This window comes from Klebsiella terrigena, from assembly GCF_012029655.1.
GTDB classification, from domain to species: domain Bacteria; phylum Pseudomonadota; class Gammaproteobacteria; order Enterobacterales; family Enterobacteriaceae; genus Klebsiella; species Klebsiella terrigena.
The window spans coordinates 4,734,051-4,750,434 of record NZ_CP050508.1 but is presented as its reverse complement, the minus strand read 5'-3'; the positions used below and the strand labels follow the sequence as shown (position 1 = coordinate 4,750,434).

The following is a 16,384-nucleotide window of genomic DNA, read 5'->3' as shown; positions in this document are numbered from 1 at the left end:
AATGATGGAAAATTTTAAACATACTTCGGTACTTCTGGATGAAGCCGTTAACGGCCTGAATATTCGCCCGGATGGTATCTACATTGATGGCACTTTTGGTCGCGGTGGCCACTCGCGCCTGATCCTCTCCCAGCTGGGAGCGGAAGGTCGTCTGCTGGCAATCGATCGCGATCCGCAGGCAATCGCCGTGGCGAAGACCATTGATGACCCCCGTTTTTCCATCGTACACGGACCTTTTTCTGCGCTTGCAGATTATGTTAGTGAGCGCGAACTGACGGGCAAGATCGACGGGATTCTTCTCGATCTTGGCGTCTCGTCGCCGCAGCTGGATGACGCGGAGCGCGGCTTCTCGTTTATGCGTGACGGTCCGCTGGATATGCGCATGGATCCGACGCGCGGCCAGTCGGCCGCCGAATGGCTGCAGACGGCCGAAGAGGCCGATATCGCCTGGGTGATTAAGACCTTTGGCGAAGAGCGCTTCGGTAAGCGCATCGCGCGCGCCATCGTCGAGCGTAACCGCATTGAGCCGATGACCCGCACCAAAGAGCTGGCGGAAGTGGTCACGGCGGCAACACCGGTGAAGGATAAGTTCAAACATCCCGCGACCCGTACCTTCCAGGCGGTGCGCATTTGGGTGAACAGTGAACTGGAGGAGATAGAGCAGGCGCTAAAAAGCTCGCTCAGCGTGCTGGCCCCGGGTGGGCGGCTTTCCATCATCAGTTTCCACTCGCTGGAAGACCGTATTGTGAAGCGCTTTATGCGCGAGCAAAGCCGCGGTCCGCAGGTTCCGGCAGGGCTACCGATGACCGAAGAGCAGCTCAGTAAACTGGGCGGCCGTGAGCTGCGAGCATTAGGCAAGTTGATGCCGGGCGAAGAAGAGGTGGCAGAGAATCCACGTGCCCGTAGTTCAGTTCTGCGCATTGCAGAGAGGACGAACGCATGATCGGCAGAGTGACAGAAGCCTTAAGCAAGGTTAAAGGATCGTTAGGAAGCAACGAGCGCCATGCCTTGCCTGGCGTTATCGGGGACGATCTTCTGCGGTTTGGGAAGCTGCCACTCTGTCTGTTCATTTGCATCATCATTACGGCGATTACGGTGGTAACGACGGCGCACCATACCCGTTTGTTAACCGCCCAGCGCGAGCAGTTAGTTCTGGAACGTGACGCGCTGGATATTGAATGGCGCAACCTGATCCTCGAAGAGAACGCCCTGGGCGATCACAGTCGGGTTGAGCGGATCGCGACCGAGAAGTTGCAGATGCAACACGTCGATCCATCACAAGAAAATATCGTTGTACAAAAATAAGGATTATTGCGACGCATGAAAGCAGCGCCGAAAACGCCAAGACCAAAACGTCAGGAAGAACAGGCCAACTTTATCAGTTGGCGTTTTGCGTTGCTGTGCGGCTGTATTCTGCTGGCTCTGACTTTCCTGCTGGGCCGCGTGGCGTGGCTGCAGGTTATCAGCCCGGACATGCTGGTGCGTCAGGGCGATATGCGCTCCCTGCGCGTACAGGAAGTGTCGACCGCGCGCGGGATGATTACCGACCGTTCGGGTCGTCCGCTGGCGGTGAGCGTGCCGGTGAAGGCGATCTGGGCCGATCCGAAAGAGCTGCACGATGCCGGCGGCGTCACCCTCGACAACCGCTGGAAAGCGCTGGCGGATGCGCTGAATATGCCGCTGGATCAGCTGGCGTCGCGCATCAACACCAACCCGAGAATGCGCTTTATCTATCTGGCTCGTCAGGTCAATCCTGATATGGCCGACTACATCAGAAAGCTCAAGCTGCCGGGGATCCACCTGCGCGAAGAGTCGCGCCGTTACTACCCGTCAGGCGAAGTCACCTCTCACCTTATCGGCTTTACCAACGTCGATAGCCAGGGCATTGAGGGCGTTGAGAAGAGCTTTGACAAATGGCTTACCGGCCAGCCGGGCGAGCGTATCGTGCGTAAAGACCGCTATGGCCGCGTCATCGAAGATATCTCTTCGACCGACAGCCAGGCCGCGCATAACCTCGCGCTGAGCATCGACGAGCGCCTGCAGGCGCTGGTTTATCGCGAACTGAACAACGCGGTGGCGTTTAACAAGGCGGAGTCGGGAAGCGCGGTGCTGGTTGATGTCAGCACCGGCGAAGTGCTGGCGATGGCCAACAGCCCGTCCTACAACCCGAATAATTTCTCCGGCACGGCAAAAGATATCATGCGTAACCGCGCCATCACCGACGTCTTCGAACCGGGTTCCACGGTGAAGCCGATGGTGGTGATGACGGCGCTACAGCGCGGGATCGTCAACGAAAATACCGTGCTGAATACCATTCCTTACCGTATTAACGGCCACGAAATCAAAGACGTGGCGCGCTATAGCGAATTGACCCTGACCGGGGTACTACAGAAGTCGAGTAACGTCGGTGTTTCCAAGCTGGCGTTAGCGATGCCGTCCTCAGCGTTAGTAGATACTTACTCACGTTTTGGGCTCGGAAAAGCGACCAATTTGGGGTTGGTCGGAGAACGCAGTGGCTTATACCCTCAAAAACAACGGTGGTCTGACATAGAGAGGGCCACCTTTTCTTTCGGCTATGGGCTAATGGTAACCCCGTTACAGTTAGCGCGAGTCTACGCAACGATCGGCAGCTACGGCGTGTATCGCCCGCTGTCGATTACCAAAGTTGATCCACCGGTTCCGGGCGAGCGAGTCTTCCCGGAACCTCTCGTTCGTACCGTTGTGCACATGATGGAAAGCGTGGCGCTGCCTGGCGGCGGCGGCGTGAAGGCGGCGATTAAGGGCTATCGCATCGCGATCAAAACCGGTACGGCGAAAAAAGTGGGGCCAGACGGCCGCTACATCAACAAATATATTGCTTACACCGCAGGCGTTGCGCCCGCCAGCCACCCGCGTTTCGCGCTGGTGGTGGTGATCAACGACCCGCAGGCGGGTAAATACTACGGCGGCGCCGTTTCCGCGCCGGTCTTCGGTGCCATCATGGGCGGCGTTCTGCGCACCATGAACATCGAACCGGATGCGCTGGCAACGGGCGAAAAAAGTGAATTTGTGATTAATCAAGGCGAGGGAACAGGTGGCAGATCGTAATTTGCGCGACCTTCTCGCTCCGTGGGTGCCAAATGCGCCGGAGCGAATTCTGCGAGAGATGACGCTGGACAGCCGGGTGGCTGCTTCCGGGGATCTCTTTATCGCGGTATTAGGTCATCAGGCGGACGGGCGTCGTTATATCCCGCAGGCGATAGCGCAAGGTGTTGCTGCCATTATAGCTGAGGCCAAAGATGAGGCTGGCGACGGTGAAATCCGTGAAATGCACGGCGTGCCGGTCATTTATCTTAGCCAGCTCAACGAGCGCCTGTCGGCGCTGGCCGGGCGTTTTTACCATCAGCCTTCGCAGCGGCTGCGCCTGATCGGCGTAACCGGGACCAACGGCAAAACCACCACCACTCAGCTACTGGCGCAGTGGGGCAAGCTGCTCGGCGAAACCAGTGCGGTCATGGGTACGGTAGGTAACGGCCTGCTGGACAAGGTTATCCCGACGGAAAATACCACCGGCTCTGCGGTAGACGTTCAGCACGTACTGTCCGGTCTGGCGGAGCAGGGCGCGACCCTGGCGGCGATGGAGGTTTCTTCCCACGGCCTGGTTCAGCACCGCGTTGCCGCGCTGCAGTTTGCCGCCTCGGTCTTTACCAACCTGAGCCGCGATCACCTGGACTATCACGGTGATATGGCGCACTACGAAGCGGCGAAATGGCTGCTCTATTCCACCCACCACTGCGGTCAGGCGATCGTCAACGCCGATGATGAAGTGGGCCGCCGCTGGCTGGCGAAGCTGCCGGATGCGGTTGCGGTATCGATGGAAGACCATATTAATCCGAACTGTCACGGCCGCTGGCTGAAGGCAACCGCGGTGAGCTATCACGACAGCGGTGCGACCATTCAGTTTGACTCCAGCTGGGGCAAGGGCGAAGTAGAGAGCCGCCTGATGGGCGCCTTTAACGTCAGCAACCTGCTGCTGGCGCTGGCTACCCTGCTGGCGCTGGGCTATCCGCTGGCCGAGCTGCTGAAAACGGCTTCTCGTCTGCAGCCGGTTTGCGGACGTATGGAAGTGTTTAGCGCGCCGGGCAAAGCGACCGTGGTGGTGGATTACGCCCATACGCCTGATGCGCTTGAAAAAGCGCTGCAGGCCGCGCGTCTGCACTGCAACGGCAAGCTGTGGTGCGTGTTTGGCTGCGGCGGCGATCGCGATAAGGGCAAACGTCCGCTGATGGGTGCTATCGCCGAAGAGTTCGCCGATATTGCCGTTGTCACCGACGATAACCCGCGTACCGAAGAGCCTCGCGCCATTATCAACGATATCCTGGCCGGCATGCTTGATGCTGGGCACGCGAAGGTGATGGAAGGTCGGGCGGAAGCGGTGACCAATGCCGTTATGCAGGCGAAAGAGGGTGACGTGGTGCTGGTCGCCGGTAAGGGCCACGAGGATTACCAGATTGTCGGCAATCGCCGCCTGGACTACTCCGATCGCGTAACCGTCGCGCGTTTACTGGGGACGGTAGCATGATTCGCTTTACGCTTTCTCAGCTTGCCGACATCGCCAGCGGCGAACTACAGGGTAGCGATCTGGCCATTGATGAGGTCACATCGGATACCCGCAAGATAACGGCGGGCTGCCTGTTTGTGGCCCTCAAGGGTGAGCGCTTTGACGCCCACGACTTTGCCGAACAGGCAAAACAGGCCGGCGCCGGCGCGCTGCTGGTCAGCCGCAGGCTGGAGTGCGATTTACCCCAAGTGGTGGTGAAGGATACCCGGCAGGCTTTCGGCGAGCTGGCGGCATGGGTGCGCCAGCAGGTACCGACCCGCGTGGTCGCGCTGACCGGCTCCTCCGGAAAAACCTCGGTGAAAGAGATGACCGCGGCAATCCTCGGGCAGTGCGGCACAACGCTGTATACCGCCGGCAACCTGAATAACGATATTGGCGTACCGATGACGCTGCTGCGCCTGACTCACGAGCACCGGTATGCGGTGATTGAGCTGGGCGCCAACCATCAGGGCGAAATTGCCTGGACCGTGAGTTTGACGCGTCCGGAAGCCGCGCTGGTGAACAACCTGGCCGCCGCGCACCTTGAGGGCTTTGGCTCGCTGGCGGGCGTGGCGAAGGCGAAAGGCGAAATCTTTACCGGCCTGCCGGCTAACGGCATCGCCATTCTCAACGCCGACAATAACGACTGGCTGAACTGGCAGAGCGTCATCGGCGATCGTAAGGTTTGGCGCTTCTCGCCTAACGCTGCCAACAGCGACTTTACGGCGACCAATGTTCACGTCACCAGCCACGGTACGGAATTTACCCTGCAAACCCCGACCGGGAGCACGGACGTTCTGCTGCCGCTGCCGGGCCGCCACAATATTGCCAACGCGCTGGCAGCCGCCTCGCTGGCAATGGCGGTCGGCGCTGATTTAGCCGCGGTAAAGGCCGGGCTGGCTCAGCTTACCGCGGTGCCGGGGCGCCTGTTCCCGATCCGGCTTACGGAAAATCAGCTGTTGCTTGATGATTCCTATAACGCCAACGTCGGCTCGATGACCGCCGCGGTGCAGGTGCTGTCCGAAATGCCGGGCTACCGGGTGCTGGTGGTCGGCGATATGGCCGAGCTCGGCGCGGAAAGCACCGCCTGCCATCGCCAGGTGGGCGAAGCGGCGAAAGCGGCAGGGCTCGATCGCGTACTGAGCGTTGGCGCGCTGAGCGCTGATATCAGCTCAGCCAGCGGCGTGGGTGAGCACTTTAGCGAGAAATCCGCGCTGGTGACTCGTCTGCGCGAGCTTATCGCAGAGCATAAAATTCTGACCATTTTAGTGAAGGGTTCACGTAGTGCCGCCATGGAAGAGGTAGTACGCGCATTACAGGAGAATGGAACATGTTAGTATGGCTGGCCGAACATTTGGTCAAATATTATTCAGGCTTTAACGTCTTTTCCTACCTGACGTTTCGCGCCATCGTCAGCCTGCTGACCGCGCTGTTCATCTCTTTGTGGATGGGCCCGCGTATGATCGCTCGTCTGCAAAAACTCGCTTTCGGCCAGGTTGTGCGCAACGACGGTCCGGAATCTCACTTCAGCAAACGCGGTACGCCGACCATGGGCGGGATCATGATCCTCACCGCGATTGTGGTATCGGTCCTGCTGTGGGCTTACCCCTCTAACCCGTACGTCTGGTGCGTTCTGACGGTGCTGATAGGCTACGGCATCATTGGCTTCGTTGATGACTATCGCAAAGTGGTGCGCAAAGACACCAAGGGCCTGATTGCCCGCTGGAAATACTTCTGGATGTCGGTGATTGCGCTGGGCGTTGCCTTTGCGCTCTATATGGCCGGGAAAGACACGCCGGCTACCCAGCTGGTGGTGCCGTTCTTCAAGGACATCATGCCGCAGCTGGGGCTGCTGTACATTCTGCTGGCCTACTTCGTGATTGTCGGTACCGGCAACGCGGTTAACCTCACCGATGGCCTCGACGGCCTGGCGATTATGCCAACCGTGTTTGTGGCCGCCGGTTTTGCGCTGGTGGCGTGGGCGTCGGGCAACATGAACTTCGCCAACTACCTGCATATTCCCTATCTGCGTCACGCCGGCGAACTGGTTATCGTCTGTACGGCGATCGTCGGTGCGGGCCTTGGCTTCCTGTGGTTTAACACCTATCCGGCTCAGGTCTTTATGGGCGACGTGGGTTCACTGGCCCTCGGCGGCGCGCTGGGCATCATTGCCGTGCTGCTGCGTCAGGAATTCCTGCTGGTTATTATGGGTGGCGTATTTGTTGTTGAGACCCTGTCGGTCATTCTGCAGGTCGGCTCCTTCAAGCTGCGCGGTCAGCGCATCTTCCGAATGGCGCCGATTCATCACCACTATGAACTGAAAGGCTGGCCGGAACCGCGCGTGATCGTGCGCTTCTGGATTATTTCGCTGATGCTGGTGCTGATTGGCCTGGCGACGCTGAAGGTACGTTAATCATGGCAGATTATCAGGGTAAGAAAGTCGTCATTATTGGGCTGGGTATGACCGGCCTGTCTTGCGTGGACTTTTTCATGGCCCGCGGCGTGACGCCGCGCGTCATGGATACTCGCGCTGCACCTTCCGGCCTGGATAAGCTGCCGGAAGAAGTGGAGCGCTACGTTGGCGGCCTGAATGAGGATTGGCTGCTGGCGGCCGATCTGATCGTGGCAAGCCCGGGTATCGCCCTGGCGCATCCCTCTCTGAGCGCGGCGATGGATGCCGGCGTGGAAATCGTTGGCGACATCGAGCTGTTCTGCCGCGAGGCGCAGGCGCCGATTGTGGCGATCACCGGTTCAAACGGTAAAAGCACCGTCACCACCCTGGTGGGTGAAATGGCGAAAGCGGCCGGCGTAAACGTCGGCGTCGGCGGCAATATTGGCCTGCCGGCCCTGATGCTGCTGGATGCTGAGCGCGAGCTGTACGTTCTCGAACTTTCCAGCTTCCAGCTGGAAACCACCTCCAGCCTGCGGGCGGTTGCCGCGACGATCCTCAACGTGACCGAAGATCATATGGACCGCTATCCGCTCGGCCTGCAGCAGTATCGGGCGGCCAAGCTGCGCGTTTATGAAAACGCGAAGAGCTGCATTGTGAATGCCGATGACGGATTGACGATGCCGGTGCGCGGCGCCGATGACCGCTGCATCAGCTTTGGCGTTGACGTCGGCGACTACCACCTTAACCGCCAGCAGGGAGAAACCTGGCTGCGGGTGAAGGGTGAGAAAGTGCTGAACGTCAAAGAGATGCCGATAACCGGCCAGCATAACTACAGCAACGCCCTGGCGGCGCTGGCGCTGGCGGATGCCGCGGGTCTGCCGCGAGCCAGCAGCCTCAAAGCGTTGACCACCTTTACCGGCCTGGCGCACCGTTTCCAGCTGGCGCTGGATCATAACGGCGTGCGCTGGATAAACGATTCCAAAGCCACCAACGTTGGCAGCACCGAAGCGGCGCTGAACGGCCTGCATCTGGACGGCACGCTCTATCTGCTGCTCGGCGGTGACGGAAAATCCGCTGATTTCACGCCGCTGAAGCGCTACCTGGCCGGCGATAATATCCGCCTCTACTGCTTCGGTCGCGACGGCGAGCAGTTGGCGGCGCTGCGCCCTGAAGCGGCGACGCAGACGGAAACTATGGAACAGGCGATGCGTCAGATTGCGCCGCTGCTGAAGTCGGGCGATATGGTGCTGCTGTCGCCGGCGTGCGCCAGCCTCGATCAGTTCAAAAGCTTTGAACAACGGGGGGATATCTTTACCCGCCTGGCGAAGGAGTTAGGCTGATGCGTCTCTCCCTCCCGCGCCTGAGAATGCCCCGACCGACGCTACCGCGTTTCCCGGGTATGCGTATCTTCTCCTGGCTGTTTGCCGCGCTGAAGGGCTGGGTGATGGGCTCGCGGCAGAAAGATAACGACAGCCTGGTGATGTATGACCGGATGCTGCTGTGGCTGACGCTTGGCCTGGCTGCGGTCGGTTTCATCATGGTGACCTCGGCTTCGATGCCGGTGGGCCAGCGTCTGGCAAACGATCCGTTTTTGTTTGCCAAGCGCGACGGACTCTACATTCTGCTGGCGCTGGGGCTCGCGCTGGTGACCCTGCGCCTGCCGATGGAATTTTGGCAGCGGCACAGTACCGCGATGCTGATCGCCTCGATCGTGATGCTGCTGATCGTGCTGGTGGTCGGGAGCTCGGTAAACGGGGCATCGCGCTGGATTGCGCTGGGCCCGCTGCGTATTCAGCCCGCGGAGTTTACCAAGCTGTCGCTGTTCTGCTACATCGCCAACTACCTGGTACGTAAGGGCGATGAGGTGCGTAATAACCTGCGCGGCTTCCTGAAACCGATGGGCGTAATTTTCGTGCTGGCGATCCTGCTGCTGGCGCAGCCGGACCTCGGAACGGTGGTTGTGCTGTTCGTGACAACTCTGGCGATGCTGTTCCTCGCCGGGGCCAAGCTGTGGCAGTTCATTGCCATTATCGGTATGGGGATCTCGGCGGTGGTGCTGCTGATCCTCGCCGAACCGTATCGTATTCGCCGCGTAACCTCCTTCTGGAACCCGTGGGAGGATCCGTTTGGCAGCGGCTACCAGCTGACCCAGTCGCTGATGGCCTTTGGCCGCGGCGAAATGTGGGGCCAGGGCTTAGGCAACTCGGTACAAAAACTGGAGTATTTACCGGAGGCGCACACTGACTTCATCTTCGCCATCATCGGCGAAGAACTCGGTTATATCGGTGTGGTACTGGCTCTTTTAATGGTATTCTTCGTCGCTTTTCGCGCCATGTCCATCGGCCGCAAAGCGCTGGAGATTGACCACCGTTTCTCCGGCTTTCTGGCCTGTGCGATCGGGATCTGGTTTAGCTTCCAGGCGCTGGTTAACGTCGGCGCGGCTGCGGGCATGCTGCCGACTAAGGGCCTGACGCTGCCGCTGATCAGCTACGGCGGCTCCAGCTTGCTGATTATGTCGACGGCCATCATGTTGCTGTTGCGTATTGATTATGAAACGCGTCTGGAAAAAGCCCAGGCGTTTACACGGGGTGTTCGATGAGCGGTCAGGAAAAGCGGTTAATGGTGATGGCGGGCGGTACCGGCGGGCACGTGTTCCCGGGACTGGCGGTCGCGCACCATTTAATGGACCAGGGCTGGCAGGTTCGCTGGCTGGGTACCGCCGATCGTATGGAAGCGGACTTAGTGCCGAAGCACGGTATTGAGATCGATTTTATCCGCATCTCCGGCCTGCGTGGCAAAGGCCTGAAGGCGCAGCTGCTGGCGCCGGTGCGTATTTTCAACGCCTGGCGTCAGGCGCGCGCGATTATGCAGCGTTTCAAGCCGGACGTTGTGCTGGGGATGGGCGGATACGTTTCCGGCCCCGGCGGACTGGCGGCATGGTCGCTGGGCATTCCGGTGGTGCTGCACGAACAGAATGGTATCGCCGGCCTGACCAATAAATGGCTGGCAAAAATTGCGAAGAAAGTGATGCAGGCGTTTCCCGGCGCGTTTCCCCACGCTGACGTGGTGGGCAACCCGGTGCGTACCGATGTGCTTGCGCTGCCTCTGCCGGAGCAGCGGCTGGTGGGGCGTCAGGGGCCGACCCGCGTTTTAGTGGTTGGCGGCTCGCAGGGCGCCCGCGTACTGAACCAGACTATGCCGCTGGTGGCCGGGAAGCTGAACGGCGCGGTAACCATCTGGCACCAGAGCGGTAAAGGCGCCCAGCAGACGGTACAGCAGGCGTACGCTGATGCCGGGCAGCCGCAGCATAAGGTGACCGAATTTATTGATGACATGGCGGCAGCATATGCCTGGGCCGACGTGGTGGTATGTCGTTCCGGCGCGCTGACGGTGAGCGAAATCGCCGCCGCAGGATTGCCGGCGCTGTTTGTGCCGTTTCAGCATAAGGATCGCCAGCAGTACTGGAACGCGCTGCCGCTGGAGAAAGCGGGAGCCGCGAAAATTCTCGAACAGCCCCAGTTCACGGTGGATGCCGTGGCGCAAACTCTGGCCGGCTGGGATCGTGAAACGCTGCTGGATATGGCGGAACGAGCGCGTAGAGCCTCGATTCCGGATGCTACCGAACGGGTAGCGGAAGAAGTGAGCGCTGCAGCACTGGCGCGCTAATCGCGGTGAATCTCACCGCCCGAATAGAGAAGTTGATGGCGTAAAGAATGAATACACAAGATTTGGCAAAACTGCGTTCCATAGTGCCCGAGATGCGTCGCGTCCGGCACATTCACTTTGTTGGCATTGGCGGTGCCGGTATGGGCGGTATTGCCGAAGTTTTGGCCAACGAAGGCTACCAGATTTCCGGCTCCGACCTGGCGCCGAATCCGGTTACGCAGCAGCTGGCTCAGCTTGGCGCCACTATCTATTTCAACCATCGCCCTGAAAACGTGCGCGATGCCAGCGTGGTGGTGGTTTCCAGCGCAATCTCTGCGGAAAACCCTGAGATTGTTGCCGCTCATGAAGCGCGTATTCCGGTTATCCGTCGCGCAGAGATGCTGGCGGAGCTGATGCGTTTTCGTCACGGCATCGCGATTGCCGGCACGCACGGTAAAACCACGACCACCGCGATGGTCTCGAGTATTTATGCGGAGGCCGGCCTCGATCCGACCTTCGTCAACGGCGGGCTGGTTAAGGCCGCTGGCGTGCACGCCCGTCTTGGGCACAGCCGCTATCTGATTGCGGAAGCGGATGAGAGCGACGCGTCGTTCCTGCATCTGCAGCCGATGGTGGCCATTGTGACCAATATTGAAGCCGATCACATGGATACCTACCACGGCGATTTTGAAAACCTGAAGCAGACGTTCGTTAACTTCCTGCACAACCTGCCGTTCTACGGACGCGCGGTGATGTGCGTGGACGATCCGGTCATTCGTGAACTGCTGCCGCGCGTTGGCCGCCAGACGACGACTTACGGGTTTAGCGACGATGCCGACGTGCGTATTGAAGAGTATCGCCAGCTTGGCGCGCAGGGCCATTTCCGCCTGGTGCGCCAGGACAAAGAGGTCATCCAGGTCACGCTAAACGCACCGGGTCGCCATAATGCCCTGAATGCGGCGGCGGCCGTGGCGGTGGCGACGGAAGAGGGCATTGAAGACGACGCGATCCTGCGGGCGCTGGAAGCCTTCCAGGGCACCGGCCGTCGCTTTGATTTCCTTGGCGAATATCCGCTGGCTGAGGTCAACGGTAAAAGCGGCAGCGCGATGCTGATTGATGATTACGGCCATCACCCGACGGAGGTGGATGCGACCATCAAGGCGGCCCGCGCCGGCTGGCCGGATAAAAATCTGGTGATGCTGTTCCAGCCGCACCGCTTTACCCGTACGCGCGATCTGTACGACGATTTTGCCAACGTGCTGACCCAGGTCGACGCGCTGCTGATGCTGGACGTCTACTCCGCCGGTGAAGCGCCGATCCCGGGTGCCGATAGCCGCTCCCTGTGCCGCACAATTCGCGGCCGCGGTAAAGTGGACCCGATTCTGCTTTCCGACCCGGCCCAGGCGGCCGAGATGCTGGCGTCCGTGCTGACCGGAAACGACCTGGTGCTGGTGCAGGGCGCGGGGAATATCGGAAAAATTGCCCGCCACCTGGCTGAAATCAAACTCATGCCGCATAAAGCGGAGGAGGAGCGCCGTGGCTGATAAGATCGCGGTTCTTTTCGGCGGGACCTCCGCCGAGCGAGAGGTGTCGCTCAACTCCGGCGCGGCGGTGCTTGCCGGCCTGCGTGAGGCGGGCGTTGACGCTCATCCTGTCGATCCCCGTGATGTCGACATTACCCAGCTAAAGCCGTTGGGTTTTAAGAAAGCGTTTATTGCTTTGCACGGTCGCGGTGGGGAAGATGGAACGTTGCAGGGCCTGCTGGAGCTGATTCAGCTGCCTTATACCGGCAGCGGCGTGATGGCTTCGGCGATCTCCATGGATAAAGTGCGCAGTAAATTACTGTGGCAGGGCGCGGGCTTACCCGTTGCTCCCTGGGTGGCGCTGACCCGTTCGCAGTTCAACGCGGGCCTTACTGCGGAGGTCGCGCAGCAGATTACGGCGCTTGGGCTGCCGCTGATTATTAAGCCGAGCCGTGAAGGTTCAAGCGTCGGCATGTCGAAAGTTAGCGAAAGCTGTGAATTACACAATGCATTGGCGCTGGCTTTTCAGCATGATGATGAAGTTCTGATTGAGAAATGGCTCAGTGGACCGGAATTCACCGTTGCTATCGTCGGTGAAGAAATTTTACCGTCAATTCGTATCCATGTGGCTGGAACCTTCTATGATTATGAGGCGAAGTATCTCTCTGATGAGACGCAATATTTCTGCCCTGGTTGTGAGGATCCTGCCCGCGAGTCAGAAATTCAGGCCCTGGTACTGAAAGCCTGGAATGTTCTCGGCTGTAGCGGCTGGGGACGGATTGACGTCATGCTGGACAGCGATGGCCAGTTTTATCTGTTGGAAGCGAATACTTCTCCTGGCATGACCAGCCATAGCCTGGTGCCGATGGCGGCGCGTCAGGCGGGGATGAGCTTCTCACAGCTTGTTGTTCGAATTTTGGACCTGGCGGGGTGATATGTCGCAGGCTGCGCTGAATACGCGGAACCACGAAGAAGAAGAGGAAATGTCTTCTTCGCGCCGAAGTAATGGAACTCGTCTGGCGGGGATTTTCTTCCTGCTGGCGGTGCTGTGTACCGTATTGGTCAGCGGGTGGATGGTTCTGGGCTGGATGGAAGACGCACAGCGTTTACCGCTGTCCAAGATGGTGGTAACCGGTGAGCGTCACTACACGCGTAATGACGATATTCGCCAGGCAATTCTGGCGCTGGGTTCTCCGGGAACCTTTATGACCCAGGATGTGAATATCATCCAAAGTCAGATTGAGCGCCTGCCGTGGATTAAACAGGCGAGCGTCAGAAAGCAGTGGCCGGACGAATTGAAGATTCATCTGGTTGAATATGTGCCGATTGCGCGTTGGAATGATCAGCATATGGTGGACGTAGAAGGTAATTCTTTCAGCGTCCCGGCGGATCGCACCAATAAACAGAATTTACCGATGCTGTATGGCCCGGAAGGCAGCGAGAACGAAGTGTTGCAAGGATATCGCGACATGGGGCAGGTGCTGGCAAAGGATAAATTCACGTTGAAAGTGGCGGCGATGACCGCGCGTCGCTCCTGGCAGCTGACGCTTAATAACGATATTAAGCTCAACCTTGGCCGAGGCGACACCATGAAACGTCTTCAGCGCTTTATGGAACTTTACCCGGTTCTTCAGCAGCAGGCGCAGACCGATGGCAAACGGATAAGCTACGTTGATTTGCGCTATGACTCGGGCGCGGCGGTAGGCTGGGTGCCTGCTCCCGCTGAGGAAACTAATCAACAACAGAATCAGGCACAGGCAGAACAACAATGATCAAGGCGACGGACAGAAAGCTGGTAGTTGGACTGGAGATTGGCACCGCGAAGGTTGCCGCTTTAGTAGGGGAAGTTCTGCCCGACGGCGTGGTTAATATCATTGGCGTGGGCAGCTGCCCATCGCGTGGTATGGATAAAGGCGGGGTTAACGACCTGGAATCCGTGGTGAAATGCGTACAGCGCGCCATTGACCAGGCCGAACTGATGGCTGATTGCCAGATTTCGTCAGTGTACCTGGCGCTTTCAGGTAAACATATTAGCTGTCAAAATGAAATTGGTATGGTGCCGATTTCAGAAGAAGAGGTGACGCTGGACGACGTTGAGAACGTGGTGCATACCGCCAAGTCGGTCCGCGTACGCGATGAGCATCGCGTACTGCACGTCATCCCGCAGGAGTACGCCATTGACTACCAGGAGGGGATTAAAAACCCGGTTGGCCTGTCTGGCGTCCGTATGCAGGCAAAAGTACATTTGATAACCTGCCATAACGATATGGCAAAAAATATTGTTAAAGCGGTGGAGCGCTGCGGTCTGAAAGTGGACCAGCTCATTTTCGCCGGTTTAGCGGCCAGTTATTCCGTGTTGACGGAAGATGAACGTGAGCTGGGCGTCTGCGTTGTGGACATCGGCGGTGGTACAATGGATATCGCCGTGTATACCGGCGGCGCGCTGCGTCATACCAAAGTGATCCCGTACGCGGGCAACGTGGTGACCAGCGATATCGCCTACGCCTTCGGTACGCCGCCGAGCGATGCCGAAGCGATCAAGGTGCGCCACGGTTGCGCGCTGGGCTCAATCGTCGGTAAAGACGAAAACGTCGAAGTTCCGAGCGTAGGCGGACGCCCGCCGCGCAGCCTGCAGCGTCAGACGCTGGCAGAGGTTATTGAGCCGCGTTATACCGAACTGCTCAACCTGGTCAATGAAGAGATCCTGCAGCTGCAGGAGCAGCTCCGCCAGCAGGGCGTGAAGCACCATCTGGCGGCGGGGATTGTGTTAACCGGCGGCGCGGCGCAAATTGAAGGCCTGGCCGCCTGTGCGCAGCGGGTGTTCCATACGCAGGTGCGTATCGGTGCGCCGCTGAACATTACCGGTTTAACGGATTATGCCCAGGAGCCGTACTATTCAACGGCGGTTGGGTTGCTGCACTACGGGAAGGAGTCTCATCTTAGTGGTGAAGCAGAAGTGGAAAAACGCGTAACTGCATCAGTTGGCTCGTGGATTAAGCGACTAAATAGCTGGCTGCGAAAAGAGTTTTAATTTTTTAAGAGAACGCAGAAAATTAGCGTTCTCAGGCGACAGGCACAAGACGGAGAGAAACTATGTTTGAACCAATGGAATTAACCAACGACGCGGTGATTAAAGTCATCGGCGTCGGTGGCGGCGGCGGTAATGCCGTAGAGCACATGGTGCGCGAGCGCATCGAGGGTGTGGAATTCTTCGCGGTGAACACCGACGCGCAGGCGCTGCGTAAAACGGCTGTTGGCCAGACTATTCAGATTGGTAGCGGTATTACCAAAGGTCTGGGCGCAGGCGCCAACCCGGAAGTCGGCCGCAATGCGGCGGATGAAGACCGTGAAGCGCTGCGTGCTGCTCTCGACGGCGCAGACATGGTGTTTATCGCGGCAGGTATGGGCGGCGGTACCGGTACCGGTGCGGCACCTGTGGTTGCAGAAGTGGCGAAGGATCTTGGTATCCTGACTGTTGCTGTTGTGACTAAGCCCTTCAATTTTGAAGGCAAAAAGCGTATGGCTTTTGCCGAGCAGGGGATCACCGAGCTCTCCAAGCACGTCGATTCACTGATCACTATCCCGAACGACAAGCTGCTGAAAGTTCTTGGCCGCGGTATTTCGCTGCTGGACGCCTTCGGCGCAGCAAACGACGTGCTGAAAGGCGCTGTGCAGGGTATCGCCGAGCTGATTACCCGTCCGGGTCTGATGAACGTCGACTTTGCTGATGTGCGCACCGTAATGTCCGAAATGGGCTACGCGATGATGGGCTCCGGCGTGGCGAGCGGTGAAGACCGTGCGGAAGAAGCGGCTGAAATGGCGATTTCTTCTCCGCTGCTGGAAGATATCGATCTGTCCGGCGCGCGCGGCGTTCTGGTCAACATCACCGCCGGCTTCGACCTGCGTCTGGATGAGTTCGAAACCGTAGGTAACACTATCCGCGCATTCGCATCGGATAACGCCACCGTGGTTATCGGTACTTCTCTGGATCCAGATATGAACGACGAGCTGCGCGTGACCGTTGTGGCGACCGGTATTGGCATGGACAAACGTCCGGAAATTACCCTGGTAACCAACAAGCAGGTTCAGCAGCCGGTAATGGATCGCTACCAGCAGCACGGTATGGCGCCGCTGAATCAAGAGCAGAAACCGGCAGCGAAAGTGGTGAACGACAATACGCCGCAAACCGCGAAAGAGCCGGATTATCTGGATATCCCGGCCTTCCTGCGTAAGCAGGCCGATTAA

Annotated in this window: 14 protein-coding genes; all 14 read left to right on the top strand. The window is 58.8% G+C overall.

What is annotated here, in order from left to right; genetic code table 11:
- The first annotated feature begins 1 nt into the window (after position 1).
- The 14 genes from rsmH (at position 2) to ftsZ (ending at position 16,384) form a co-directional block, all read left to right on the top strand.
- A complete protein-coding gene (gene rsmH, locus HCK03_RS22265; RefSeq protein ID WP_041144042.1) occupies positions 2–943 on the top strand; it encodes a 16S rRNA (cytosine(1402)-N(4))-methyltransferase RsmH in 942 nt (313 codons plus the stop codon).
- Positions 940–1,305 carry a cell division protein FtsL gene (ftsL, locus tag HCK03_RS22260; protein WP_004857854.1) on the top strand — a complete coding sequence of 122 codons (366 nt, stop codon included), beginning with the start codon at positions 940–942 and terminating at the stop codon, positions 1,303–1,305. Before rsmH ends, ftsL begins: the two co-directional genes overlap by 4 nt.
- 15 nt (positions 1,306–1,320) lie before the next feature.
- The gene (locus HCK03_RS22255) at positions 1,321–3,087 is read left to right on the top strand and encodes a peptidoglycan glycosyltransferase FtsI (protein ID WP_041144043.1); all 1,767 of its coding nucleotides are present in this window, start codon (positions 1,321–1,323) and stop codon (positions 3,085–3,087) included.
- Positions 3,074–4,561: a UDP-N-acetylmuramoyl-L-alanyl-D-glutamate--2,6-diaminopimelate ligase gene (gene murE, locus HCK03_RS22250; protein WP_167692198.1), complete on the top strand. Its 1,488-nt coding sequence runs from the start codon at positions 3,074–3,076 to the stop codon at positions 4,559–4,561. Before HCK03_RS22255 ends, murE begins: the two co-directional genes overlap by 14 nt.
- Positions 4,558–5,916 (top strand): UDP-N-acetylmuramoyl-tripeptide--D-alanyl-D-alanine ligase, encoded by a 1,359-nt coding sequence (gene murF, locus HCK03_RS22245; protein WP_167692197.1) that lies wholly within the window; start codon positions 4,558–4,560, stop codon positions 5,914–5,916. The genes murE and murF overlap by 4 nt, the downstream gene beginning before the upstream one ends.
- Positions 5,910–6,992 (top strand): phospho-N-acetylmuramoyl-pentapeptide-transferase, encoded by a 1,083-nt coding sequence (gene mraY / locus HCK03_RS22240; RefSeq protein WP_041144046.1) that lies wholly within the window; start codon positions 5,910–5,912, stop codon positions 6,990–6,992. The genes murF and mraY overlap by 7 nt, the downstream gene beginning before the upstream one ends.
- Before the next feature lie 2 nt (positions 6,993–6,994).
- Positions 6,995–8,311, top strand: a complete 1,317-nt coding sequence (gene murD, locus HCK03_RS22235) for a UDP-N-acetylmuramoyl-L-alanine--D-glutamate ligase (RefSeq protein WP_076946391.1) — start codon at positions 6,995–6,997, stop codon at positions 8,309–8,311.
- Positions 8,311–9,570, top strand: coding sequence for a cell division protein FtsW (gene ftsW, locus HCK03_RS22230; protein WP_076946390.1), 1,260 nt, complete (start codon positions 8,311–8,313; stop codon positions 9,568–9,570). Before murD ends, ftsW begins: the two co-directional genes overlap by 1 nt.
- Positions 9,567–10,637 carry an undecaprenyldiphospho-muramoylpentapeptide beta-N-acetylglucosaminyltransferase gene (gene murG, locus HCK03_RS22225; RefSeq protein ID WP_041144049.1) on the top strand — a complete coding sequence of 357 codons (1,071 nt, stop codon included), beginning with the start codon at positions 9,567–9,569 and terminating at the stop codon, positions 10,635–10,637. The genes ftsW and murG overlap by 4 nt, the downstream gene beginning before the upstream one ends.
- Before the next feature lie 47 nt (positions 10,638–10,684).
- Positions 10,685–12,160, top strand: coding sequence for a UDP-N-acetylmuramate--L-alanine ligase (murC, locus tag HCK03_RS22220; protein WP_041144050.1), 1,476 nt, complete (start codon positions 10,685–10,687; stop codon positions 12,158–12,160).
- Positions 12,153–13,073: a D-alanine--D-alanine ligase gene (locus tag HCK03_RS22215; protein WP_167692196.1), complete on the top strand. Its 921-nt coding sequence runs from the start codon at positions 12,153–12,155 to the stop codon at positions 13,071–13,073. The genes murC and HCK03_RS22215 overlap by 8 nt, the downstream gene beginning before the upstream one ends.
- Position 13,074: 1 nt before the next feature.
- Entirely contained in the window at positions 13,075–13,911 is an 837-nt protein-coding gene (gene ftsQ / locus HCK03_RS22210) for a cell division protein FtsQ (RefSeq protein ID WP_041144052.1), read from the top strand.
- Positions 13,908–15,170 (top strand): cell division protein FtsA, encoded by a 1,263-nt coding sequence (gene ftsA / locus HCK03_RS22205; protein WP_004857881.1) that lies wholly within the window; start codon positions 13,908–13,910, stop codon positions 15,168–15,170. The genes ftsQ and ftsA overlap by 4 nt, the downstream gene beginning before the upstream one ends.
- Positions 15,171–15,232: 62 nt before the next feature.
- On the top strand, positions 15,233–16,384 hold the full coding sequence (gene ftsZ, locus HCK03_RS22200; protein WP_041144053.1) for a cell division protein FtsZ: 1,152 nt from the start codon (positions 15,233–15,235) through the stop codon (positions 16,382–16,384).

Bases quoted from the DNA above. Each gene is read 5' to 3' on its own strand.
- murD (WP_076946391.1), top strand. From the start codon at position 6,995: ATGGCAGATTATCAGGGTAAGAAAGTCGTCATTATTGGGCTGGGTATG.
- ftsZ (WP_041144053.1), top strand. From the start codon at position 15,233: ATGTTTGAACCAATGGAATTAACCAACGACGCGGTGATTAAAGTCATC.
- HCK03_RS22255 (WP_041144043.1), top strand. From the start codon at position 1,321: ATGAAAGCAGCGCCGAAAACGCCAAGACCAAAACGTCAGGAAGAACAG.
- murG (WP_041144049.1), top strand. From the start codon at position 9,567: ATGAGCGGTCAGGAAAAGCGGTTAATGGTGATGGCGGGCGGTACCGGC.
- ftsA (WP_004857881.1), top strand. From the start codon at position 13,908: ATGATCAAGGCGACGGACAGAAAGCTGGTAGTTGGACTGGAGATTGGC.
- ftsL (WP_004857854.1), top strand. From the start codon at position 940: ATGATCGGCAGAGTGACAGAAGCCTTAAGCAAGGTTAAAGGATCGTTA.
- ftsQ (WP_041144052.1), top strand. From the start codon at position 13,075: ATGTCGCAGGCTGCGCTGAATACGCGGAACCACGAAGAAGAAGAGGAA.
- rsmH (WP_041144042.1), top strand. From the start codon at position 2: ATGATGGAAAATTTTAAACATACTTCGGTACTTCTGGATGAAGCCGTT.
- murF (WP_167692197.1), top strand. From the start codon at position 4,558: ATGATTCGCTTTACGCTTTCTCAGCTTGCCGACATCGCCAGCGGCGAA.
- murC (WP_041144050.1), top strand. From the start codon at position 10,685: ATGAATACACAAGATTTGGCAAAACTGCGTTCCATAGTGCCCGAGATG.
- mraY (WP_041144046.1), top strand. From the start codon at position 5,910: ATGTTAGTATGGCTGGCCGAACATTTGGTCAAATATTATTCAGGCTTT.
- ftsW (WP_076946390.1), top strand. From the start codon at position 8,311: ATGCGTCTCTCCCTCCCGCGCCTGAGAATGCCCCGACCGACGCTACCG.